The sequence below is a fragment of the Shinella sp. M27 genome, from assembly GCF_049199905.1.
Classification (GTDB): domain Bacteria; phylum Pseudomonadota; class Alphaproteobacteria; order Rhizobiales; family Rhizobiaceae; genus Shinella.
Genome location: NZ_JBLZPK010000051.1, coordinates 1 through 22,581, shown reverse-complemented (window position 1 = coordinate 22,581; position 22,581 = coordinate 1). Strand labels below are relative to the sequence as shown.

18 protein-coding genes are annotated in these 22,581 nt (G+C 64.4%); 9 read left to right on the top strand and 9 right to left on the bottom strand.

The annotated features are described in order from the left end of the window. The 5 genes from ACOZK4_RS19785 to ACOZK4_RS19765 all read left to right on the top strand — a co-directional run. Positions 1–764 (top strand): acyl-CoA dehydrogenase family protein (locus tag ACOZK4_RS19785; protein WP_421593373.1); only part of this gene is annotated, 764 nt, incomplete at its 5' end. 8 nt (positions 765–772) lie between these two features. Continuing rightward, complete coding sequence (locus tag ACOZK4_RS19780; RefSeq protein WP_421593372.1) at positions 773–2,134, top strand: LLM class flavin-dependent oxidoreductase; 1,362 nt, start codon at positions 773–775, stop codon at positions 2,132–2,134. A 189-nt stretch (positions 2,135–2,323) separates the two neighbouring features. Next, positions 2,324–3,538, top strand: a complete 1,215-nt coding sequence (locus tag ACOZK4_RS19775; protein WP_421593371.1) for an SfnB family sulfur acquisition oxidoreductase — start codon at positions 2,324–2,326, stop codon at positions 3,536–3,538. Between the two features lie 247 nt (positions 3,539–3,785). Further along, positions 3,786–5,201: an LLM class flavin-dependent oxidoreductase gene (locus ACOZK4_RS19770; RefSeq protein WP_421593370.1), complete on the top strand. Its 1,416-nt coding sequence runs from the start codon at positions 3,786–3,788 to the stop codon at positions 5,199–5,201. 10 nt (positions 5,202–5,211) lie between these two features. After that, complete coding sequence (locus ACOZK4_RS19765) at positions 5,212–6,666, top strand: FAD/NAD(P)-binding protein (RefSeq protein ID WP_421593369.1); 1,455 nt, start codon at positions 5,212–5,214, stop codon at positions 6,664–6,666. Positions 6,667–6,711: 45 nt separating this feature from the next. Here ACOZK4_RS19765 and ACOZK4_RS19760 read toward each other — a convergent pair whose 3' ends face one another. The 4 genes from ACOZK4_RS19760 to ACOZK4_RS19745 form a co-directional block, all read right to left on the bottom strand. Continuing rightward, complete coding sequence (locus ACOZK4_RS19760) at positions 6,712–7,260, bottom strand: NADPH-dependent FMN reductase (RefSeq protein WP_421593367.1); 549 nt, start codon at positions 7,258–7,260, stop codon at positions 6,712–6,714. A 199-nt stretch (positions 7,261–7,459) separates the two neighbouring features. After that, positions 7,460–10,657: an efflux RND transporter permease subunit gene (locus tag ACOZK4_RS19755; protein ID WP_421593365.1), complete on the bottom strand. Its 3,198-nt coding sequence runs from the start codon at positions 10,655–10,657 to the stop codon at positions 7,460–7,462. 123 nt (positions 10,658–10,780) lie between these two features. Continuing rightward, positions 10,781–11,971, bottom strand: coding sequence for an efflux RND transporter periplasmic adaptor subunit (locus ACOZK4_RS19750; RefSeq protein WP_313530896.1), 1,191 nt, complete (start codon positions 11,969–11,971; stop codon positions 10,781–10,783). Between the two features lie 50 nt (positions 11,972–12,021). Beyond that, complete coding sequence (locus ACOZK4_RS19745; RefSeq protein ID WP_421593364.1) at positions 12,022–12,819, bottom strand: alpha/beta hydrolase fold domain-containing protein; 798 nt, start codon at positions 12,817–12,819, stop codon at positions 12,022–12,024. Positions 12,820–12,962: 143 nt separating this feature from the next. Here ACOZK4_RS19745 and ACOZK4_RS19740 point away from each other — a divergent pair, with 143 nt between their 5' ends. After that, entirely contained in the window at positions 12,963–13,883 is a 921-nt protein-coding gene (locus tag ACOZK4_RS19740; RefSeq protein ID WP_421593363.1) for a LysR family transcriptional regulator, read from the top strand. Between the two features lie 4 nt (positions 13,884–13,887). On the opposite strand, the gene ACOZK4_RS19735 is transcribed toward ACOZK4_RS19740, so the two are convergent. Genes ACOZK4_RS19735 through mtnK form a run of 5 tightly spaced genes read right to left on the bottom strand, consistent with a single transcriptional unit; the run spans position 13,888 to position 19,312 of the window. Further along, positions 13,888–15,006 (bottom strand): RuBisCO large subunit C-terminal-like domain-containing protein, encoded by a 1,119-nt coding sequence (locus ACOZK4_RS19735; RefSeq protein WP_421593361.1) that lies wholly within the window; start codon positions 15,004–15,006, stop codon positions 13,888–13,890. After that, complete coding sequence (locus ACOZK4_RS19730) at positions 15,006–16,007, bottom strand: transketolase family protein (protein WP_421593360.1); 1,002 nt, start codon at positions 16,005–16,007, stop codon at positions 15,006–15,008. The genes ACOZK4_RS19735 and ACOZK4_RS19730 overlap by 1 nt, the downstream gene beginning before the upstream one ends. A 2-nt stretch (positions 16,008–16,009) precedes the next feature. Then, a complete protein-coding gene (locus ACOZK4_RS19725; protein ID WP_421593359.1) occupies positions 16,010–16,945 on the bottom strand; it encodes a transketolase in 936 nt (311 codons plus the stop codon). A gap of 4 nt (positions 16,946–16,949) precedes the next feature. Then, positions 16,950–18,044, bottom strand: a complete 1,095-nt coding sequence (gene mtnA / locus ACOZK4_RS19720) for an S-methyl-5-thioribose-1-phosphate isomerase (protein WP_421593358.1) — start codon at positions 18,042–18,044, stop codon at positions 16,950–16,952. Beyond that, positions 18,041–19,312, bottom strand: coding sequence for an S-methyl-5-thioribose kinase (gene mtnK, locus ACOZK4_RS19715; RefSeq protein ID WP_421593357.1), 1,272 nt, complete (start codon positions 19,310–19,312; stop codon positions 18,041–18,043). Before mtnK ends, mtnA begins: the two co-directional genes overlap by 4 nt. A 146-nt stretch (positions 19,313–19,458) precedes the next feature. On the opposite strand from mtnK, the gene ACOZK4_RS19710 reads away from it, so the two are divergent. From ACOZK4_RS19710 to ACOZK4_RS19700, 3 genes are all read left to right on the top strand, one after another. Beyond that, positions 19,459–20,973, top strand: coding sequence for a sugar ABC transporter ATP-binding protein (locus tag ACOZK4_RS19710; RefSeq protein WP_421593355.1), 1,515 nt, complete (start codon positions 19,459–19,461; stop codon positions 20,971–20,973). Then, a complete protein-coding gene (locus tag ACOZK4_RS19705) occupies positions 20,973–22,016 on the top strand; it encodes an ABC transporter permease (protein WP_421593374.1) in 1,044 nt (347 codons plus the stop codon). The genes ACOZK4_RS19710 and ACOZK4_RS19705 overlap by 1 nt, the downstream gene beginning before the upstream one ends. A gap of 48 nt (positions 22,017–22,064) precedes the next feature. Further along, a partial coding sequence (locus tag ACOZK4_RS19700) for a substrate-binding domain-containing protein (RefSeq protein WP_421593353.1) occupies positions 22,065–22,581 on the top strand: 517 nt, incomplete at its 3' end.

Genomic DNA, 22,581 nt, shown 5'->3' with positions numbered 1-22,581 from the left:
AGGGCGATCACTTCGTGGTCTCGGGCAAGAAGTTCTATTCGACGGGTGCGCTCTTCGCCCATCTCGTGCCCATCGTGGCGCTGGACGAGGAGGGCCACGTCGTCGTTTCCGTCGCGGATCGGGATACGGCGGGGCTGGAGGTCGTCAACGACTGGTCGGCCTTCGGCCAGCGCACCACGGCGAGCGGCACGGTGATCCTCGATGACGTTGCCATTCCGGCAAGCCGCGTGCTACCCGCCCATATCGTCTATGAGAACCAGAGCGCCGTCGGCCCGCAGAGCCAGCTCATCCACGCGGCCATCGATGCCGGCATTGCTCGCGGCGCCATCGAAGCGACCATCGATCTCGTGCGCAACCATGCGCGCCCGTGGATCGACAGCGGCTCCGACCGCGCCGGCGACGATCCCTATACGATCGCCGCCATCGGCGATCTGAAGATCCGCCTGCACGCCGCCGAGGCGCTGCTCGAGCGCGCCGGCCGTGAGCTCGATGCAACGATTTCCGACGTCAACGACGAGACGATCGGCAAAGCGAAGATCGCGGTCGCCGAGGCGAAGGTGCTGACGACGGAGGTGGCGCTGGCCGCCGCCAACAAGCTGTTCGAGCTTGCCGGCACGCGCTCGACGCTCGGCGTGCACAATCTCGATCGCTTCTGGCGCGATGCGCGCACACACACGCTGCACGATCCGGTGCGCTGGAAGTTCCACGCGGTCGGGCAATATTATCTCAACGGCGTGCAGCCGCCGCTGCATTCCTGGATCTGACACGATCCATGGCAAAGGAAATCCTTATCAACGCGTTCAACATGAACTGCGTCGGCCACATCAACCATGGCCTCTGGACCCATCCGCGCGACCGGTCGAGCGACTACAACAGGCTGGACTACTGGACGTCGCTCGCCGCGACGCTGGAGCGCGGCCTGTTCGACGGGCTGTTCCTTGCCGACATCGTCGGGGTCTATGATGTCTATCAGCAGTCCGTCGACCTGACGCTGCGCGAATCCATCCAGCTTCCGGTCAACGATCCCCTGATGCTGGTCTCGGCCATGGCGACGGTGACGAAAGGGCTCGGCTTCGGCGTGACCGTCAATGTCCATGCCGAGGAGCCCTATATCTTCGCCCGGCGCCTCTCGACGCTCGATCACCTGACGGACGGCCGCATCGGCTGGAACATCGTGACCGGCTATCTCGACAGTGCGGCGCGCGCCGTGGGCCAGGCTGCCCTTGGCGAGCACGATACGCGCTATGACCGGGCGGACGAATGCCTCGACCTGCTTTATGCGCTATGGGAGGGCAGCTGGGATGACGATGCCGTGCGGCGCGACCGTGCCGCGCGCGTCTATGCCGATCCCGCCAGGGTGCGGAAAATCCGGCACGAGGGCACGTATTTCAAGGCGGAGGGCTATCATCTCTCGGAACCGTCGCGCCAGCGCACGCCCGTCCTCTATCAGGCAGGTACGTCCGGCCGCGGACGGCAGTTTGCCTCACGCCATGCCGAATGCGTCTTCATCTCCTCGCCGGATACCACGGTCGCCCGCACGGCCGCGCGCGCGATCCGGCAGGGAGCGGTGGAGGCGGGGAGGAGGGCCGAGGACGTGCGCATCTTTGCCGGCATCACCGTCGTCGTGGACCGCACGGAAAAGGCAGCGCGGGAAAAATACGAGGATTATGTGCGCCATGCGAGCCCGGAGGCGGGGCTTGCCCATTTCTCCGCCGGCACGGGCATCGATTTCTCGCAATACGACCTCGACGAGCCCATCACCTACGGCAAGGGCAATTTCGTGCAGACCTCCGTCGATCTGGCGCGTGAACGCGGCTGGACCAAACGCACCATTCTTTCGGGCATGGCGCTTGGCGGGCGTTATCCGCTTGTTGTCGGCGATGCCCATCAGGTTGCCGACGCCCTGGAAGCGTGGATCGACGCGGGCGAGGTGGACGGCTTCAACCTGGCGCGCACAGTGACGCCTGAAAGCTACGAGGATTTCATCGATCTCGTCGTGCCCGTGCTGCAGGAGCGCGGCCGCTACAAGACCGCCTATGGCGAGGGTAGCCTGCGCAACCGGCTGTTCGGTGGAGGCGACCGATTGACGGACCGTCACCCCGCCGGCGCTTTTCGCACGCGCGCCGCGCCGTGAGAAACAGCCTTGGCGCGGCAGTGCCGTCAGCCAGTGCGGTTTCTTTCTCGATGGGCCGGAACTTTGGAAAATTCTGCCTGTCTCCGGCCAATAGTCCATTTAATTTGTAGAATACATGACGGCCATCAGCTTCGCCAATCGCAAGGCCGCCGCCTGCGCCCGATCCCGCGTCTTTCGAAAGGATTTCTCATGAGCAGCGTTATCAGGCTCGCCGAGCCCCAGGACACCGCCCACCGCATCGCCAGCGAGGACGAGGCGTTGGCCGTCGCCCGCACACTGGCCGCCGAGTTCGTTGGCGGCGCGAGCCGCCGGGACTATGAGCGGGCGCTGCCGCATGAGGAGCTGGACAGGCTTTCGGCCTCCGGCCTGCTCGCCATCACCGTTCCCGCAGACTATGGCGGCATCGACGTTTCCAATTCCGTACTCGCCGAGGTCACGGCGATCCTGTCGGAGGCCGACAGTTCGATCGGGCAGATCCCGCAGAACCATTTCTACATTCTCGAGGCGCTCCGCCATGATGGCAGCGAGGCGCAGAAGCGCTTCTATTTCGGCCGCGCACTGGCCGGTGATCGTTTCGGCAATGCGCTTTCCGAGGTCGGCACGAAGACGGTGGGCGACTACAACACCCGCATTACGCCCGACGGCGCAGGTTTTCGCATCAACGGGCGGAAGTTTTATTCCACAGGCGTGCTCTTTGCCCATTGGGTGGTGATCTTCGCGCTCGATGCGGAGGACCGCCTCGCCATGTCCTTCGCCCCGCGCGGGACCGAGGGGATCGAAATCGTCGACGACTGGGACGGTTTCGGCCAGCGCACGACGGGCAGCGGCACGACGATCCTGCGCGACGTCTATGTGCCGGCCGATGCTGTCGTGCCGCACCAGAAGGGTTTCGAACGCCCCGGCACGATCGGTTCGGTCGGCCAGATTATCCATGCCGGGGTCGATCTGGGTATTGCGCGGGCGGCCTTGAAAGAGACGATCGGTTATGTTCGCGACAAGGCGCGGCCGTGGACCGGCAGCGGGGTCGAGCGCGCCGCCGACGATCCGCTGACCATCGCTCGCATCGGCGAACTCGCCATCCGCGTCGAGGCGGCCGAGGCGACATTGGAGCGGGCCGGGCGCAAGGTCGACCAGGCGCAGGTCAATCTCACCGCGGACAATGCCGTCGCCGCGACGCTTGCGGTGGCTGCCGCCAAGGTGCTGACGAGCGAGCTTGCCATCGACGCGACCAACGTGCTCTTCGAATTGGCCGGCACCTCCGCCACCAAGCGCGGCCTCAATCTCGAGCGCCACTGGCGCAACGCCCGTACCCATACGCTGCACGATCCGGTGCGCTGGAAGTATCACGTCGTCGGCAACTATCACCTCAATGGCGTCACGCCGCCGAAGAACGGCGCGCTCTGAAATCCAGCCTCGTGGTGGGGGTGGTCACCTGGTCGCAATCCCCTTGGGGTTGCGGCCTTTTTTATTGGTGATCCAACCGGTTTGGAGATCGCGTGGATGCCGCTCCCCGAGACTTCGGCCCGTAATCAGAAAAGCCATTCCGGAAATTAATCTATATAAAAGATAGAATTTCTGTATTTGAATGCGGAAGACGCTATCTTCGCTCCCGGTCGATGCCCTCAGGCATCCTCGTTCGCTGGAGAGATCTATGGCACGCCACATCCGCTTCAACGCCTTCGACATGAACTGCGTGGGCCACCAGTCCCCCGGCCTCTGGGCGCATCCGCGCGACAAGTCCTGGAAATACAAGGACCTGGACTATTGGCAGGATCTCGCCCGCACGCTGGAGCGCGGGGTTTTCGACGGTATCTTCATTGCCGATGTCATTGGCTACTACGATGTCTACAAGGGCTCGAACTACCACGCCATCCATCAAGCCGCGCAGCTTCCGGTGAACGATCCGCTTCAGCTTGCGGCCCCCATCGCGCTCGCCACCGAACATCTCGGCATCGGCATCACCGCCTCCACCTCCTTCGAGCATCCCTATACCTTCGCCCGCCGTCTCGCGACGGCGGACCATCATTCCAAGGGCCGTATCGGCTGGAACATCGTCACCTCCTACCTGGAGAGCGGTGCGAAGAATATCGGCCAAGGCGGCCTGCGCCGGCACGACAATCGCTACGAGGTCGCCGCCGAATATGTCGAGGTGCTCTACAAGCTGCTCGAAGGCTCCTGGGAGGAGGGGGCGGTGGTGCGCGACGGTGACCGGCGCATCTTCACCCATCCGGAAAAGGTCCACGAGATCGGCCACAAGGGCAAGTATTTCGAGGTGCCGGGCTACGGCCTCACCGAGCCCTCGCCGCAGCGCACACCGGTTCTCTATCAAGCCGGCGCCTCCGGTCCGGGCAAGGCGTTTGCCGCAGCCCATGCCGAATGCATCTTCGTCGCCGCACCGACGAAATCGGTGCTCAAGGCCTATGTCGCCGATATTCGCCAGCGCATCGCCTCGGCCGGCCGCGATCCGAAGAAGGTCTATATCTATACGCTGGTCACCGTCATCACCGACGAGACCGAGGAAAAGGCGCAGAAGAAGTTCGAGGACTACAGGAGCTACGTCTCCTATGACGGCTCGCTGACCTTCATGTCCGGCTGGAGCGGCATCGATTTCGGCCAATATGCGCCCACGGACGTGGTCGAGAAGATCGAGACCAACGCCATCCATTCCTTCGTCGAGCACATTGCCGGCGGCGACAAGTCCTGGACCATCGACGAGCTCGCGCAGTTCGGCGGCATCGGTGGCATGGGCCCCGTCTTTGTCGGCTCGCCGGAGCGCATTGCCGATATCCTGCAGGAATGGGTGGCCGACACGGATGTCGACGGTTTCAACCTCGCCTATGCGGTGACGCCCGACAGCTTCGAGGACGTCGTTGCCCATATCGTGCCGGAATTGCAGAAACGCGATGCCTATCCGACGGCCTACAGGCAGGGTACATTGCGGGAAAAGCTGTTCGGCGAGGGACCCTATCTGCCGAAAACCCATCCGGCCGACGGCTACCGGGATATCGAAGCCGTGAAGCGGCGCGATGCCGAACGTGTTCCTGCGCTGAAATCGATCGGCGCGTAAAACAGTGTCAATGCCGATGTCCCTTCCGGACGTGACTGTGGACCAGAGCCATGCAACGCCCGTCGTCGCCATCATCGGCGGCGGCTTCACGGGGGCGGCCTGTGCCTATCATCTCGCAGGCAAGCTTGCCGGCGGTGCCGCTGGGATCGTCGTCTTCGAACCCCGGTCGGTGCTCGGTGGCGGCCTCGCCTATGATACGGATGAACGGGCGCACCGCATCAACGTGCCGGCGTCGCGCATGACGCTCGTGCCCGAGGACGGCGATCATTTTCAGCGCTGGCTCGAAAGCAGCGGCGCCCTTGCCGATGATCCGGACGCCATTACGCCAGATGGGCACGCCTTTGCGCGCCGCTTCGCCTTCGGCCGCTATGTCGCCGACAGCCTTGCTCCCCTTGTCGCCAGCGGCGCGATCGAGCATCGCCGCAGCCGTGTTCGGGCGCTGACAGGGTCTCCCGCCGGCCTCTGGAACATCGCGGCGGAAGACGGTTCGGTGCTGGAGGCCGATATCGTCGTTCTCGCGACGACGCACCCCAGCCCGCAGCCGCCTGCCGCTGTCGATCGTGTTCTTGCCGGCCATGCCGGTTACGTTCCCGATGCCACCGTGCCCGGCGCCCTCTCCGGCATCGGTGTGGAGGACAGGGTGCTGATCGTGGGAACGGGGCTGACGGCGGCCGATGTGATCGCAACGCTCGATGCCGGCGGCCATCGTGGGCTCATCACCGCCGTCTCGCGCCGCGGGCTTCGTTCGCGCGGGCACAATCTGTCCGCACAGGAACCGTCCGGCGATTTCCTCGATCCGCCCGCGTGCTCGGCGCGCGCCTTGCTTCGACGGGTCCGCAATACCCTCGCCGAAGCGCAGGCCGCAGGGGTGAGCTGGCACGCGGTTTTCGATCGGCTTCGTGGGCAGGGCGGCGATATCTGGCGCGCCTTGCCGGTCGCCGAGCGCCGGCGCCTCGTGCGTTTCCTGCGGCCCTATTGGGACGTGCACCGTTTCCGCATCGCGCCCCAGCTCGAAGCGGTCATCGACCGGCGTCTGGCGGATGGCACACTCGCTTTCCATGCAGCCGCCATATCGGTTGTGAACCGTTCGGCGGACGGCGGAATCGTCGTGGACTTTCGTGCCCGCCGTGGCGGGGAACCGTTCCAAAGGCAGGTCGACAGCGTGGTCATCACCACCGGCCCCGGCCACGTATCGGTGCTCTCAAGCCAGCCATTCCTGGCAAGCCTCGCCGAAGCGGGAAACTTGCAACCGGATGCTGTCGGCCTCGGTATCGCCGTCAATGAGCAAAGCCGCACCATCGGTGCGGGTGGGGACGCGGCAGAAACACTTTATGTCGCAGGCCCATTGGCACGCGGTACGTTCGGCGAACTAATGGGGCTGCCGCAAGTGACGGAGCATGCGGTTTTCGTTGCGGAGAATGTTGCGCAGACGGTACGGGCCGTCAGGGCCCGCAACCGGATATAAAAGCCCCGCGTTTGAAAACAGCGTGGCTTTTATGGTCCGAAAGACCTAACGCGGCAGATTGCGCGCGATGTGCGCCTCGAAGGCTTTCCCGAAATTGACCAGGAAATCGCGTGTGCCGTCGTTCGTCAACTGACCGGCCTCGTCGAACAATCCGCCGGTGCCGCCAATATAGGCCTCCGGCTGCCCAAGCACCGGCATGTTGAGAAAGCTCAGCGATTGGCGCAGATGATGATTGGCGCCGAAGCCGCCGATTGCGCCGATCGAGGTCGAGATGATCGCGGCCGGTTTACCAGCCAGCGCGCCCTGGCCATAGGGCCGCGACGCGACGTCGATGGCGTTCTTCAGCACGCCGGGAACCGAGCGATTGTATTCGGCAGTCACGAAAAGCACTGCATCGGCGGTCGAAATCGCGGTGCGGAACGTCGTCCAGTCCGCAGGTGGTGAGGCCTCGAGATCCTGGTTGAAATACGAGACAGCACCGATATCGAGAAAATCGAAGGTCAGGCTGGGCGTCAGTGCGGCAAAGGTCTTGGCTATCTTGCGGCTGAACGATTCCTTGCGGAGGCTGCCGACGAGAACTGCAACTGAGGTCATGGGAAACTCCAAAATGAATGGACGGCCGATCCTCGTCCTTCACCAGGGAAAACTCAACACGGAAGATGCGTCTCTCGCCGTCCGGCACAAGATATCGATAATCCGGGGCCGCGTTTGCGACCCCGGATCGTTTTGCGTGAGCAGAACCGCCCTGCCCGATGGTGGGTCTAGGCCCCGGCTCTTCCCTGCGCCGCTATCGTCAGTGCTGCACGGCCGGCACACCTTCCGCGTCGTCGGCCATTGTCGAACGGCCGTGCTGGACGAGCGGGCGGTTGCCCGCGAGGCGGCGCAGCAGGACGTAGAAGACCGGTGTCATGAAGATGCCGAAGAAGGTGACGCCGATCATGCCGGAGAAGACGGCGAGACCCATGGCGGCGCGCATTTCGGAACCCGCCCCCGTCGAGAGCACCAGCGGCACGACGCCCATGATGAAGGCCATGGAGGTCATGAGGATCGGCCGCAGGCGCAGGCGGCTGGCCTCGATCGCCGCCTGCATCGGCGTGCGTCCCTCGAATTCCAGTTCGCGGGCGAACTCGACGATCAGGATCGCGTTCTTCGCCGACAGTCCCACCAGCACCACGAGGCCGATCTGGGTGAAGACGTTGTTGTCGCCGCCCGTGTACCAGACGCCGGCAAGCGCCGCGAGCACGCCCATCGGCACGATCATGATGATGGCGATCGGCAGCGTCAGGCTCTCATACTGGGCGGCCAGCACGAGATAGACCAGCAACAGCGCGAGCGGGAAGACGTATATGCTCGAATTGCCGGCGAGGATCTGCTGGTAGGTCAGGTCCGTCCACTCGAAGTCGATGCCGGCGGGCAACGTCTCGGCAGCGATCTTTTCCACGGCCGCCTGGGCCTGGCCTGAAGAGAAGCCCGGCGCCGGCCCGCCGTTGATATCGGCGGCGAGGAAACCGTTGTAACGCGTGGTGCGCTCCGGTCCCGTCGTCGCGTCCACCTTCAGGAGCGCGGCGAGCGGGATCATCTCGCCGGATTGCGAGCGAACCTTCAGCTGGCCGATATCTTCCGGCTTGGCGCGGAAAGCGGAATCGGCCTGGACGCGCACGCTGTAGGTTCGGCCGAAGGCATTGAAGTCGTTGACATAGAGCGAGCCGAGATAGATCTGCAGCGTCTCGAACACATCCGTCACCCGCACGCCGAGCTGCTGGGCCTTGGCCCGGTCGAGATCGGCATAGAGCTGCGGCACGTTGATCTGGAAGCTGGAGAACAGGCCGGCCAGTTCCGGCGTCTGGTAGGCTTTTCCGAGGAAGGCCTGCGTCGCCTCGTTGAGCGCGCCGTAGCCGAGGCCCGCGCGGTCCTCGATCTGCAGCTTGAAACCGCCCGTCGTGCCGAGACCGTTGACCGGCGGCGGTGGGAACATGGCGATGAAGGCGTCCTGGATGCCGGCGAATTTCTGGTTGAGCTGCATGGCGATCGCGCCGCCGGAGAGCTCCGGCGTCTTGCGCTCCTCGAAATCGTCGAGCACGGCGAAGACGATGCCGGAGTTCGAGCCGATCGTGAAACCGTTGATCGACAGGCCGGGGAAGGCGATGGCATGGGCGACGCCGGGCTGCGCCAGCGTGATCTCGCTCATCTTCTTGATGACGTCTTCCGTGCGGTCGAGGGTGGCGCCATCGGGCAACTGGGCGAAGCCAACCAGATATTGCTTGTCCTGCGCCGGCACGAAGCCGCCCGGCACGGCGTTGAACACCGTGTAGGTGGCGCCGACGAGGGCGAGATAGATGATCATGACCAGCGACTTGCGTGTGACGAGCCCGCCGATGGTGCGGCCATAGCCGTTGCCGGCAGCGTTGAAGGCCCGGTTGAAGCCGCGGAAGAACCAGCCGAACAGGCTGTCCATGAGGCGCGTCAGCCAGTCCTTCGGCGCATGGTGATCCTTCAGAAGAAGGGCGGCCAGCGCCGGCGACAGCGTCAGCGAATTGATCGCCGAGATGACCGTCGAGATGGCGATGGTCAGGGCGAACTGGCGGTAGAACTGGCCTGAAAGGCCGCTGATGAAGGCGAGCGGCACGAAGACGGCGACGAGCACGAGCGCGATGGCGATGATCGGGCCGGAGACTTCCCGCATGGCGCGGTAGGTCGCCTCGCGCGGGGAAAGGCCGTTTTCGATGTTGCGCTCGACGTTTTCGACGACGACGATCGCGTCGTCCACCACGATGCCGATGGCGAGCACGAGGCCGAACAGTGTCAGCGCATTCACCGAGAAGCCGAAGGCATACATGACGGCGAAGGTGCCGATGATCGAGACGGGCACGGCGAGCAGCGGAATGATCGAGGCGCGCCAGGTCTGGAGGAAGACGATGACGACGAGCACGACGAGCGCGATGGCTTCGAGCAAGGTATCGACGACCTTGTCGATGGAGGCGCGCACGAATTCCGTCGTGTCGTAGACGATTTCGTATTTCACGCCGTCGGGCATGGCGAGCTGGAGCTGGTCCATGGTCGCGCGCACGTTGTCGGCGATCTCGATGGCGTTGGAACCGGGGGCCTGAAGCACGGCGATGGCGACGGCTGGCTGGCCGTCCAGCAGCGAGCGCAGCGTGTAGTCGGCCGCCCCCATCTCGACGCGGGCGACGTCCCGCAGGCGGGTGATCTCGCCGGATGCGCCCGTCTTGACGATGATGTTGCCGAACTCTTCCGGCGTGCGCAGGCGGCCCTGGGCGTTGACGTTGAGCTGGAGGTTCACCTCGTTGGGTGTCGGGGACGCGCCGATGATGCCGGCGGCGGCCTGCACGTTCTGTTCACGGATCGCGTTGCTGATGTCGCTGGCGGCCAGCGCATGTTCGGCCGCCTTCTGCGGATCGATCCACACGCGCATCGCATAGTCGCCGGCACCGAAGACCTGGACCTGGCCGGCGCCTTCGATGCGGGCAAGGCGGTCCTTGATGTTGAGCGTGGCGTAGTTGCGCAGATAGGTCACGTCATAGCGGTCGGTCGTCGAGACGAGATTGACCACCATGATGAAGTCGGGCGAACTCTTGACGGTCGTGACGCCGAGCGCGCGCACCTCCGCCGGCAGGCGCGGTTCGGCCTGCGACACGCGGTTCTGCACGAGCTGCTGGGCCTTGTCCGGATCCGTGCCGAGCTTGAAGGTGACGGTCAGCGTCAGCACGCCGTCCGACGTCGCCTGGCTGTTCATGTAGAGCATGTCCTCGACGCCGTTGATCTGCTCTTCGAGCGGGGTCGCGACGGTCTCGGAAATGACGACGGGATTGGCGCCCGGATAGACGGCGCGTACCACGATGGAGGGCGGCACAACCTCGGGATATTCGGAAATCGGCAGCGAGCGCATGCCGATCAGGCCAGCGACCACGATGAGGATCGACAGCACCCCGGCAAAGACCGGGCGATCGATGAAGAAACGGGAGATGTTCATTGCGGCACCCTCTCCAGGATGAAATTCGGACGAACGGTCCTGTCCGGCGGGCAAGGCACCGCCGGTGGACATTGATTTGCTTGGGTTATGGGGCAGGGCGCGTCAGCGCCCCGCCGGCCTCCGTTACTTCACGGAGGCGACGCTTTCCTGTTCCTGCGGATCGACCACGACGCCGGGGCGCACACGCTGCAGGCCGTTGACGACGACCTTGTCGCCATTGGCCAGCCCGCTTTCGACGATGCGCTCGCCGCCCGAAAGGCTGCCGAGCACGATCGGCCGGTAGGTGACCTTGTTGTCCTTGTCGACGACGAAGACGAACTTCTTGTCTTGGTCGGTGCCGACGGCCTTTTCGCTGACGAGGATCTTGCTCTCGGGCTTCGGCTCACCCATGCGGATGCGCACGAACTGGCCGGGGATCAGCCTGCCGCCCGGATTGTCGAGGACGGCGCGCACCGTGATGGTGCCGCTTGCCGCGTCCACCTCGTTGCCGATGAGCTGGAGCTTGCCGTGGATCGGCGTACCCTCGTCGGCGAGCGTGCCGACTTCGACCGGAATCTGCTCGATCGGCTGAAGCGCGCCTTCGGAGGCGGGGAGCGCCGCGAGGGCTGCGGCGACCGTCTCTTCGCTGACATTGAAGCCGGCATAGATCGGGTCGACGGAGACCAGCGTCGTCAGGGCCGGGGAGGCCGAACCGCCGGCGACGAGGTTGCCGGTGGTGATCTCCACCTTGCCGACGCGGCCGGAAACCGGCGCGCGAACCTCGGTATAGCTGAGCTCCAGCTTGGCGGCGTCGAGTGCGGCCTGCGCCGTCTTGAGGCTCGCCTCAGCTTCGGAGAGCGCGTTCTGGCGCTGGTCGATATCGCTCTGCGAGACGCTGTTGCTCTGGGCGAGGCGTTCGCCGCGCTCGAGCTGGGTCTTGGCGAGTTTGACGCGGGCCTCGGCCGAGGCATATTGCCCCTCGGCCTGCGTGACCGCAGTCTGGAAAGGCTGCGGATCGATCGTGAAAAGCAGGTCGCCGGCCTTCACCAGCGCGCCCTCGCGAAAGTCGACGGACTGGATGGCGCCGGCGACGCGCGAACGGATCTGCACGCGGTCTATGGCTTCCAGGCGGCCGGAAAACTCCTGCCAGGTCACGACATTCTTGTTCTCGACCACTGCGACGGTGACCGGCACGGCCGGCACTTCGGCCGTCGCCGCAGCTTCGGCCTTAGCGGGCTTGCTTGGAACCTGAACCATCAGAGCCGCGCCAAAAATGGACGCGAGCAATCCCAGGCCGGTGCCCGTGAGGGCCCAGCGTTTGCGCTTCGATAACATTGTTTTCTCCTTGTGGCCTCAGGCCACGCTATGCTTTGGGTTCCGTAAAATCAGTGAATGCTAATATTTTGAACAAAACCGGAAAACTGGCTGGCAAGGCTGCTGGCCCAGGGCCCGGTTCCATTGGATGTCCCGCTGTAGATCATCGGCCAGCCTGTTCCCGCGGGAAGGACATGCTGCTGAACCTTGACGCCGGCCTGAGAGAGGCGATCGGCGTAACCCAGCGCCTCGTCGTGCAGCGGATCGTCCGCGGCCGTCAGCACGAGCGCCGGGGCAAGACCGGAAAGACGCGAACACAGGCAGGGTGCGGCATAGGGGTGGCACACACCGCCGCTGAGATAGTGACTCCAACCATCCGCCCAGCGCTGGCGCATGCCGATGGCGTCTGCCTCGCGGAAGGAGCGGCTGGCCATGAAGGGATCGAGCAGCGGCGAAAGCAGGACCTGGCCGTCGAGTTCGTCGGCGAAGTGGTCGCGCGCCTTGAGCGCCACGCCGGCCGCGATGTTGCCGCCGGCCTCCTCGCCGCCGATCAGGAGCGGCGACTTGCGGTCGCCGAGGCCGGCGCGCTTCTTGGCGAGATAGGAGAAGATCGAAAAGCCGACTTCCAGCGGCTTCGGAAAGATGCCGCCGCCGAGCGCATTATAGTCCGGCACGGCGACGATGGCGCCGGTCGAGGCGATGCATTCGGCAAGCGGGCAATGCTTGAGCCCGGTTTCCGTGAAGGCGCCGCCGTGGAAATAGAGCAGGACAGGCGCGCCCTTTGCATATTCGGCGCCCTGATAGACGCGCACCGACACGGGGCCGATGGCCACCTTGTCGAACGTCACATCCTTGATCTCTACCGGCATCGATTTTGTCCTGTGGGCCGCTTGGAAATAAGCTGGTCCCTCACCATTTATATCGTCAGTCATTTTGCCCGGATAAGTGTGGTAAAACGGATTTCACTGTCCAAAATTTCGAACAATCATAGCTTCCAATGTGGGAATGTTCCATGGATCAGCTTTCTGCGATGCGCGTCTTCCTCCGGGTGGTGGAGACGGGTAGCTTCACCGGCGCTTCCGCCGCGCTCGGCATGCCCAAGGCAACCGTCAGCAACCTGATCCAGAATCTCGAAACGCATCTTCAGACCAAACTGCTCAACCGCACCACGCGCCGGGTGATGGTGACGACGGACGGGGCGCTTTATTACGAGCGGGCAAACCAGATCGTCACCGAAATCGACGAACTGGACGGCAGCCTGTCGCATTCCCGCATGAGCCCGAGCGGGCGCCTGCGCGTGGAAATGTCAGGCGCTTTCGCAGACCTGCTGATCATTCCCGAACTCAATCATTTCCATGAGAAATATCCCGATATCAACATCGATCTCGGGGTGGGCGACCGCACCGTGGATTATCTGGCGGAGAATGTCGACTGTGCGCTGCGCGCGGGATCACCGGGCAATGCCTCGCTGATCGCGCGTCGTGTTGGGGAGATGGGCCTGGTGGCCTGTGCTGCGCCCGCCTATATCGAACGCTTCGGCATGCCCGAGCATCCCTCCGACTTGGAGGCGGCGCATCACTGCGTGAACTACTTCCTGGCACAGATCAACCGAATCATGCCCTTCGAATTCACGCGGGATGGCGAGACGCTGGAGATCAATAGCCGCTACATTCTCTCGGTCAACGATGCGCGCAGCTATCTGGCCGCAGCGCTGTCCGGGCTTGGTGTCGCGCCGCTCGCCTGTTTCATGGCGCGCGAACCCATTGCCAGAGGCCAGCTCGTCCCGGTGCTGCCCGACTGGCATATCGAGCCCGTCCCGCTCTACATCGTCTATCCGCCGAACCGCCACCTCAGCAACAAGGTACGCGTCTTTGTTGACTGGGTCGTGCGGCTTTTGGCAAGAACCGAGCTGACCGGCGCGGGCAAATCCTGACGAGTCACGCTTCGACGGCGGCGACCAGGCGTTTGCAGGCGCCGATGAGGTCCGGTTCGGAGAGCAGCGCACCGCCGATCAGATACATCACGTCTTTGCCGTAGGCGTCGCGCATTTCGGGCAGGCGGGCAAAGGTCATGCCGCCGCCGGGTGCGGCGACGATGGCCTTCGGGCCGCCCATGTCCATGGCGCAGGCCGTTGCGATCGACTGGCATTCTTCGCGCGTGAAGCCGAAGCGCCCGCCGAAATTCGGATAGACCACGGCATCGGCGCCCATCAGGCGGTGCAGCGTGCCGAAGAAGGCGCGGTGCGAGAAGCCGCAATCGGGCGAGACGACATTGGCGCCGGAAAAGGCCGGGTGCGAGACGATCGGCAGCGAAAAATCCGGATCGGCGGCGAGCGTGCGCACGATGTCGTAACCGGCGAGCGCCGGCGCGATCATGACGCCGCCTGCGCCAAGCTCCTGCGCCTGCTTCGCGCGCTCGACGATCGCGGTGGCGGGCCCGGTGATGTTGGGCACGAAACTCGTTTTGCCGCCGCTCTTGGCATTGGCTTCGCCGACCGCTTCGATGCAGGCCTTCAGCCGTTCGTCGAAGGGCGCCGTCTTCTGGTCGACGAGACCGTGGTCGTCCTTCACGAAATGCATGCCGCCCAGCGCGAAATCATGGGCGAGGCGGGCAAGGGCTGCGGTCGTAAGACCAACCGGCTTGATGGCCGACATCAGAAGCGGCTTTTCGCCGATGCCGGCGCGGGCGCGCAGGCCGGCAATACCGTGGCGCGGCCCCGTGCAGAGGGCGAGCAGGCCGGGTGAGAGGCCGATATCCTCCACCTTGAGCCCCGGCTTGATGGAACTGTTGCCGAAGACGATGTTGAGGAATTGCAGGAAATCGCCGCCGACATCGTCTTCCGAATAGGAGATCGTGGCGAGAAAACCCTGTCGGTCCTCGGTATCCCTCTGCAGGCTTTCCAGGCGACCGAGGATTTCGTCCTCGACATAACCTTTCGGCACGACATTACGCGGAATTTCCACGGTCTGTTCCAGCGCGATGTCGAGCGCGCGTGCCTTGGCTTCCGCCTCGTCGGCGGCGCGCACGAAATAGGTGACCGTGAAACGCGCCGCCATCAGAGCGCCTCGGCCTTCTGCGCGGAATGCACATGGTCGAGACGGACCTCTGCCAGTTCCTCGTCGCCAATGGTGAGTTGCTTGCCGACGAGGCTTTCGATCGCCGCGACGAGCGCGCCGGCATCAAGGCCGTATTTCTTCATGAGATAAGGCTTCGAAGCCCCATGCGCGAAGGTGTCGTTGAGGCCGAGGCGCTTGAGGCGGACGCCGAGCCCTTCCTCCGCCAGGATTTCCGCGACCAGCGAGCCGAGGCCGCCGACGATCGTGTGGTTCTCCAGCGTGACCACGCCCTTCTTGCCGCGTGCGGCTTTCAGCAGGCCATCCCTATCGAAGGGTTTCAGCGTCGAGGCATGAAGATGGTGGACGCCGATGCCGCGTGCCGCGATCGGCCCCGTTGCGCGCAATGCCTCTTCGGTACAGACGCCGGAGGAGACGACGAGGATGTCATCCCCTTCCGAGAGCGTGCGCAGTTTGTTGAATTCGAAAGGCGTAGAGAACAGGCGGGGTACCTCGCCGCGCAGGATGCGAACATAGACGGGTCCGTCGATGCTGTCTGCGACCTCCAGCACGGTCTCGACTTCCGTCGCATCGCCCGTTTCGAGGATCGTCATGTTCGGCACGGCGCGTAGCACCGCGATGTCCTCGATGGCCTGATGCGTGATGCCCCCCGGCGTGGTGATACCGGGCAGAAAGCCCATCAGCCGGACCTTGCGGTTGGAATAGGCGATCGAGTTGATCAGCTGGTCATAGGGCCGGCGATAGAGGAAGACCGAGAAGGTATGGATGAACGGCCGGAACCCCTGCATGGCAAGGCCGCCGGCAAAGGACAGCATGTTCTGCTCGGCCATGCCGAGCGACAGGAACTGTTCCGGATGCCGGTCGCGAAAACCGTCGACCTCGCAGGAGGAGGTGAGGTCGGCCGACAGGCAAAGAACTTCAGGGCGTGCGGTGGCGAAGGCCTCGAAAGCTCTGGCATAGGGACGGTTGACGATTTCGACCATGGTCAGGCCCCTTCCATCGCGGTGAGATCGATGCCGAGTTCGACGGCGAGCGCGGCCTGCATTTCCAGCCGCTCCTCCGCGCTCTTGAAACGCACATAGTGCAGGCGCGGGAAACGCTTCTTCAGGAAATCCATGCCCTGATAGGGCGAGGTGTTGGCGAGGATGACGAGCGGTTTGCCGGCTTCGGCACTTTCCGCCGCAGCACGCAGCGCGCCGAGATCATGGCCATCCACCGAGCGGCAGGTCACGCCGAAGGCGGCGACACGCGCGGCAAGATCGCCGAGATCGAGCACCGAGGACATGGCCCCGTCGCATTGCTGGCGGTTCACATCGACGATGACGCGGATATTGTCGATCCTGTGATAGCTCATCGCCGCAAGGCATTCCCAGGTCTGACCCTCCTGGAATTCGCCGTCGGACATATAGACCCAGACCTTGCCGGGCTCCTTTTTGCGCAGCCGCGCCCAGGCGACACCGGAGGCCATGGAAAGGCCCTGTGCGAGCGAGCCCGTCGTCACTTCCATGCCGGGGCTGTGCTCGGCGCCGATCATCTCGACCGAGCCGCCATCCTTGTTGAAATGGTCGAGCGCATGGTCGTCCATGCGGCCGGTCTCGATCAATGCGGAATAGATGACGAGCGCGTAATGGGCGGGCGAGATGAAGAAGCGGTCGTATTCAGGGCCGATGGGGCCGTGGTAGCCGGCGCCGGTGAAGGCATCCGGATTGTGCGCCGAGGGCACGCCGCGGAACGGCAGCGGCACCTTCGGCAATGTCGGTTCGCCGAGCTTCAGCACTTCGTTATAGAGCAGCGCAAGGCTTTCAGCGGCCGAGCAGGCCTGGCTGAGATAACCGCCATTGTGCTTCATTGTGTGGAAGAACACGCGGCGGCGGATGCCGAGCGCGATTTCCTCGGTGGTTTTCTGGTTCGGCAGGCTCATCGTCTCAGCTCCGTTCCGGGAAGAGCGCCTTCAGGCCCTCGGGCGAGGGCGTGGCGATGCCGCGCTCGGTGATGAGGCCGGTGATGAGGCGGGCGGGCGTCACGTCGAAGGCGGGGTTGGCGGCGGGGCTGCCTTCCGGCGAGATGCGGACGCTCGCAATCGAGCCATCGGCGGCGCGGCCCTGCACGAAGCTCACTTCATCGGGGGTGCGCTCCTCGATCGGAATTTCCTTGACGCCGTCATGCACCGTCCAGTCGATAGTGGGTGAAGGCAGCGCCACGTAGAACGGTACGCCATTGTCGCGCGCGGCGAGCGCCTTCAGATAAGTGCCGATCTTGTTGCAGACGTCGCCGTTCGCCGTGGTGCGGTCGGTGCCGACGATCACCATGTCGATATCGCCATGCTGCATCAGGTGGCCGCCGGCATTGTCGACGATCAGCGTGTGCGGCACGCCGTGGCCATTCATTTCCCAGGCGGTGAGATAGGCGCCCTGGTTGCGCGGCCTCGTTTCGTCGACATAGACATGGACCGGAATACCCGCCTCGACGGCCATATAGATCGGTGCGGTCGCGGTGCCGTAGTCGACGGTTGCAAGCCAGCCGGCATTGCAATGGGTAAGGATGCGCACCGGCTCGCCCGGCTTCTTGCCGGCGGCGATCTTGCGGATCACATCGAGGCCGTTGGCGCCGATGGCGCGGTTGAGCTCGATATCCTCTTCCGCAATCTCGGCAGCGCGCGCATAGGCGGCGTCCACGCGCTCACTTTCCGGCAGCGGGCTGAGATGTTCGCGCATCGCATTCAGCGCCCAGCGCAGGTTGATGGCGGTCGGGCGCGTTTCGTTCAACTCCTCCCAGACCGCATCGAGATGCGAATCGGAAGCGTCCTTGGCCATAGCGATAGCGACGCCATAGGCGGCGGTGACGCCGATGAGCGGCGCGCCGCGCACCCACATGTCTCTGATGGCGATGGCGACATCGGCGACGGTTTTCAGCGTGACGACGCGGAATTCGTGCGGCAGCCAGCGCTGGTCGATGATATCGACGGCGCGACCGTCCTCGTTCAGCCAGATCGTATGGTAGTGGCGGTCTCCGACTTTCACGCGAGGATCTCCTTTTCAAGCCGCTCCACCGTCTCGCGGATATCGCGGAGGCTGTGGATGCGCTGCCGGTTGACGGCGAGGTGACGCCCGAGCTTCAAGGCCTTGCTTTCGCAGGGCGCGCGGCGGTCGGGGTCGGCGATGGTTTCGAAATCGGCATTGTGGGCAAGGCCGAGGATGCGGCGATGGATCTCGATGCCGGCAAAGCCCAGCATCTCGCGCCAGATCTCGTCGATGACGATGTTGAGCGCCTGCTCGGCGGCGAGCGGGTCGTTGCGGTCCTCGAAGAGGCTGGCCTGGTAGAGGATGCCCTTGCGCTCGGTGCGCCAGAGATGGGCAAATTCCGCGCGGAACGTCTCCCACAGCGTATCGATCGTGTCGAGCAGGTAGGCGCGCATGCCGTCGCGCGCGCCTGACGATGCCTCGTGGCCGGCCTGCGAGAAATAGCTCATCCAGAAATTGGCGATCAGCATGCCGACGTCGAAGCTGATCGGGCCATAGAAGGCGAATTCCGGGTCGATGACGCGGGTCTCGTCATCCGTCACCATGACGGAACCGGTGTGCAGGTCGCCGTGGCAGAGCGTTTCGGCCTTGGCGGAGAAGAGGTGCTTCAGCCGCTGCGCCTCCACCTTGAGATCGCGGTCGGCGCGCAGTTCGGCGACGATGGGGTCGAGCTGCGGGGTGGTGTGGCGGTTGAGCGCGGCCTCGAAATAGGGATCGGAGAAGACGAGGTTTTCCGTGATGTCGCAAAGCTCGACATTGTCGGAAAACAGCGCGACATCCGCCTTCTTCTCGCGCGTGACCATGGAAAGGTCGGAGCCGCGAAAGAGGGTGCGGGCGACGAAGAGGCCGAGGTCGCGGCCGATGTCAGGCAGTTCGCGCCCGTCGATCAGCGCGCGGCGCAGGATGACATGCGGCGTCAGGAATTCCATGACGATGATGGCCTGCGCCTCGTCGAAGAACAGGACCTCCGGCACCATACCGGGATCGCGCGCGCCCTGACGCTTCAGCGCGTGATACTCGAAGAACGAGCGCTTGAGCGGCAGCGGCCAGCTCTCGCCGACGAGGCGCACATACGGCAGCGCCTGCTTGACGATGACGGCGCCCGTTTCGCCCGTGACGATGAAGACCAGATTGAGGTTGCCGTCACCGACTTCCTTGACCGTCCAGCGCGACGTATCACGGCCGATCTTCTCGGTGAGGGCGGCGTTGCTGCCAAGCCTTTCCGGCAATGTCTCGGCGCTCAGCGCCTCGAAGACGGGACTGTTCATGATGTTCTCCTCCTGCGCATGGGGCGGTCGCCTCCGCTTGCCGCCATGCCGTTCTTGCCCACAGCTAAGGCATCATTCTGTCAAATGTCAACGGCCTTGACATTTGATGAGAGCCTATCCTAACGTGGCGTCATTGGGAGGCGGAAATGAGCGAACAGGCAGTGTTTCGCATTGAGGGCGTGCGCAAATCCTTTGGGCCGGTCACGGTTCTCCAGGGTGTGGACCTCGACCTCAAGGCAGGCGCAGTGACGGTTTTGATGGGTGCCAACGGTGCCGGCAAATCCACGCTCGTGCGCATCCTCTCCGGCGTTTACACGCGGGACGCAGGCACGATCACGCTGGCGGGTGCCGCCTTCGATCCGGCGACGCCGGCCGAGGCGATCCGCGCCGGTGTCGTCACCGTGCACCAGAACATCAATGACGGCGTCGTCGCCGATCTCGACGTCGCGACCAACCTGACGCTCGACCGGCTGAACGGGCGCGGCGCGCGGCTGTTCTTCAATCCGCGGCGGGTGCGCCGCGAGGCGGCGGCCGTCGCCTCGCGCATGGGCCTTGCCATCGATCTCACAGCCAACATCAACGACCTGACGCTCGCCGACCGCCAGATGGTGGCGATCGCGCGGGCCATGGCGCATGAGCCGAAGGTGCTGATCCTCGACGAACCGACCTCGTCGCTGTCGAGCGCGGAAGCCGATCGCCTGTTCGATCTCGTCGATCGCCTCAAGGTGCGCGGCGTCGCCATTCTCTATATATCGCACCGCATGTCGGATATCCGCCGCCTCGCCGACAGCATCCTCGCTCTGCGCGACGGCCGCATTACCGGCCGTTTCGAAGGGCTCGAGCTCGATTACGAAGGCGCGGTCAATGCCATGCTCGGCCGAAAGGTCTCCGCCGGCGAGGTCGCGGTGCGCGCGGCCGGCCGCCCGGTGTTCAGCGTGCGCGGCCTGAAACTGTCCGAACAGACGCGGCCCTTCGATTTCGATCTCGGCGATGGCGAGATCGTCGCCGTCACCGGCCTTGTCGGCGTCGGCAAGACGGCGCTCGCCGAAACGCTGTTTGGTGCCCGCGCACCGGCGGCCGGTGAGATGACGCTGGACGGCAAGCGTTATGCGCCGAAGACGACGGGCCAGGCGATTGCCCAGGGCGTCTTCCTCGTCGCCAAGGACCGCGCGATCAGCGGCATCGTGCCGGATTTCAATATTTACGAGAATATCAGCCTGCCGTTCCTGCGCCGGCTGTCGTCCCTTGGCATTGCCAGCCGTCGGGCGGAGAAAGCCAAGGCGCGCCGGCAGATCGCCGAACTCGGCGTCGTCTGCCGCAGCGAGCGCGACGAGATGCAGACGCTGTCGGGCGGCAACCAGCAGAAGGTCATGGTCGGGCGCTGGTTGTCCGAGCCGTCGCGCCTGCTGATCCTCGACGAACCCTTCCAGGGCGTCGACATTGCCGCCCGCCGCGACATCGGCGCGAAACTGCGCGCGTCCGCCGCCGGGCGCAGCACCATTCTTTTCCTGACGGAACTCGACGAGGCCTTCGAGGTCGCCGACCGCATCCTGGTGATGTCGGAACAGACCATCGTCGGCGAGCACCGCAATGCCGACATCGATGTCGAGCGGCTGCTCTCGCAGATCGCCGGGCAATTCTATCAACAGGTCAGTGCATGATGACGAGCGAACAGAGCAATTCCACCGGCGCCGTCCCGCCGGCCGCCTTCAACATCCGGGAAACCGCGATCAAATACGGCTTCCTCGTGCTGCTCGCCGGCATGGTGCTCTATTTCTCGGTGGTGACCGGCGGCTTCGCCTCACCGCAGAGCGCGGTGTTCATTCTGCAATCCGTGTCGATCACGGGCATTCTGGCGCTCGGCGTCACCGCGACGCTCGTCGTCGGCGGTTTCGACCTTTCCATCGGCTCCGTCGCCACCACGGCCATGATGGCCTCGTCCTATGTGATGGTGGTGATGGGCGGCGACGCGCTGACGGCGACGCTGGTCTGCCTTGCCGTCGGCGTGCTCGTCGGCCTGATCAATGGCATCATCATCGTCTATATGCGCGTGCCGGATCTTCTGGCGACGCTCGGCATGATGTTCCTGCTGCTCGGCCTCCAGCGCATCCCGACCGAGGGGCGCTCGATTGCCACCGGCATGACGCTGCCCGACGGATCGACGGCGACCGGCGCTTTCAGCCCGGCCTTTCTGGCGCTCGGCCGCCACCGTTTCGATCTGATCCTGCCCAATCTCGTGCCTGTCTCTGTGGTGGTGCTGATCGTGCTCGCCATCGTCATCTGGTTCTTCCTCGAATATACCCGCTTCGGCCGCATGATGTATGCCGTCGGCTCCAACGAGCGGGCGGCGAGCCTCGCCGGTGCGCCGGTCAATGCCTACAAGATCTCGGCCTATATCATCTCCGGCGTCTTCGCCTCGATCGGCGGTATCCTGCTCGCCGCCCGCCTCGGGCGTGGCGATATCGCCTCGGGCAACAACCTGCTGCTCGATGCCGTCGCGGCCGCGCTCATCGGTTTCGCCGTTCTCGGCGCCGCCAAGCCCAACGCCTTCGGCACGGCCATCGGCGCGCTCTTCGTCGGCATCCTGCTTCAGGGCCTGACGATGATGAACGCGCCTTACTATACCCAGGATTTCGTCAAGGGCGCCGTGCTCGTCATCGCCCTGATCTTCACCTTTGCGCTCTCGAAAAGAGGCAAACGCTGAGGGGGAGCCTCGGCGGATAACCAAAGTTCACCAGTGGAGGAGACTGACATGAATTTTACGCGTAGAACCCTGGGCAAGCTGACGCTCGGGCTGATGGCCGCGGCATCGTTTGCCGTGCCGTCCTTTGCGGCGGATATGCCCAAGCCGTTCGACAAGCCCGGCGACGTGAAGATCGCGCTCGTGCGCTATCTCTCGACCGGCGACTTCTTCCAGTCGTACCTCGCCGGCGTGGAAGCGCAGGCCAAGGCGCTCGGCGTCCAGCTGCAGGTCTTCGACAGCCGCCAGGACGCGGCCCTCCAGGCCGACATGGTCGACCAGGCCATCGCGCTCGGCGTGCAGGGCATCATCATCCAGCACGGCCTGACGGAATCCATGAAGGAAGCCGCCCAGCGTGCGGTCGATGCCGGCATCAAGGTCGTCGCCTTCGACGTCAATGTCGAAAACGACAAGATCCCGCAGGTCGAGCAGTCGGACCGTGACCTCGCCCGCCTCGCCCTCGAACAGGCGATCAAGGACAATGGCGAAAGCTTCAAGGCCGGTTACGTCTATGTCGCCGGCATCGCGC

What these genes read in the sequence shown, in the direction of transcription:
- ACOZK4_RS19780 (WP_421593372.1), top strand. Translation starts at nt 773, where the DNA reads ATGGCAAAGGAAATCCTTATCAACGCGTTCAACATGAACTGCGTCGGC.
- ACOZK4_RS19775 (WP_421593371.1), top strand. Translation starts at nt 2,324, where the DNA reads ATGAGCAGCGTTATCAGGCTCGCCGAGCCCCAGGACACCGCCCACCGC.
- ACOZK4_RS19770 (WP_421593370.1), top strand. Translation starts at nt 3,786, where the DNA reads ATGGCACGCCACATCCGCTTCAACGCCTTCGACATGAACTGCGTGGGC.
- ACOZK4_RS19765 (WP_421593369.1), top strand. Translation starts at nt 5,212, where the DNA reads ATGCCGATGTCCCTTCCGGACGTGACTGTGGACCAGAGCCATGCAACG.
- ACOZK4_RS19760 (WP_421593367.1), bottom strand. Translation starts at nt 7,260, where the DNA reads ATGACCTCAGTTGCAGTTCTCGTCGGCAGCCTCCGCAAGGAATCGTTC.
- ACOZK4_RS19755 (WP_421593365.1), bottom strand. Translation starts at nt 10,657, where the DNA reads ATGAACATCTCCCGTTTCTTCATCGATCGCCCGGTCTTTGCCGGGGTG.
- ACOZK4_RS19750 (WP_313530896.1), bottom strand. Translation starts at nt 11,971, where the DNA reads ATGTTATCGAAGCGCAAACGCTGGGCCCTCACGGGCACCGGCCTGGGA.
- ACOZK4_RS19745 (WP_421593364.1), bottom strand. Translation starts at nt 12,819, where the DNA reads ATGCCGGTAGAGATCAAGGATGTGACGTTCGACAAGGTGGCCATCGGC.
- ACOZK4_RS19740 (WP_421593363.1), top strand. Translation starts at nt 12,963, where the DNA reads ATGGATCAGCTTTCTGCGATGCGCGTCTTCCTCCGGGTGGTGGAGACG.
- ACOZK4_RS19735 (WP_421593361.1), bottom strand. Translation starts at nt 15,006, where the DNA reads ATGGCGGCGCGTTTCACGGTCACCTATTTCGTGCGCGCCGCCGACGAG.
- ACOZK4_RS19730 (WP_421593360.1), bottom strand. Translation starts at nt 16,007, where the DNA reads ATGGTCGAAATCGTCAACCGTCCCTATGCCAGAGCTTTCGAGGCCTTC.
- ACOZK4_RS19725 (WP_421593359.1), bottom strand. Translation starts at nt 16,945, where the DNA reads ATGAGCCTGCCGAACCAGAAAACCACCGAGGAAATCGCGCTCGGCATC.
- mtnK (WP_421593357.1), bottom strand. Translation starts at nt 19,312, where the DNA reads ATGAACAGTCCCGTCTTCGAGGCGCTGAGCGCCGAGACATTGCCGGAA.
- ACOZK4_RS19710 (WP_421593355.1), top strand. Translation starts at nt 19,459, where the DNA reads ATGAGCGAACAGGCAGTGTTTCGCATTGAGGGCGTGCGCAAATCCTTT.
- ACOZK4_RS19705 (WP_421593374.1), top strand. Translation starts at nt 20,973, where the DNA reads ATGACGAGCGAACAGAGCAATTCCACCGGCGCCGTCCCGCCGGCCGCC.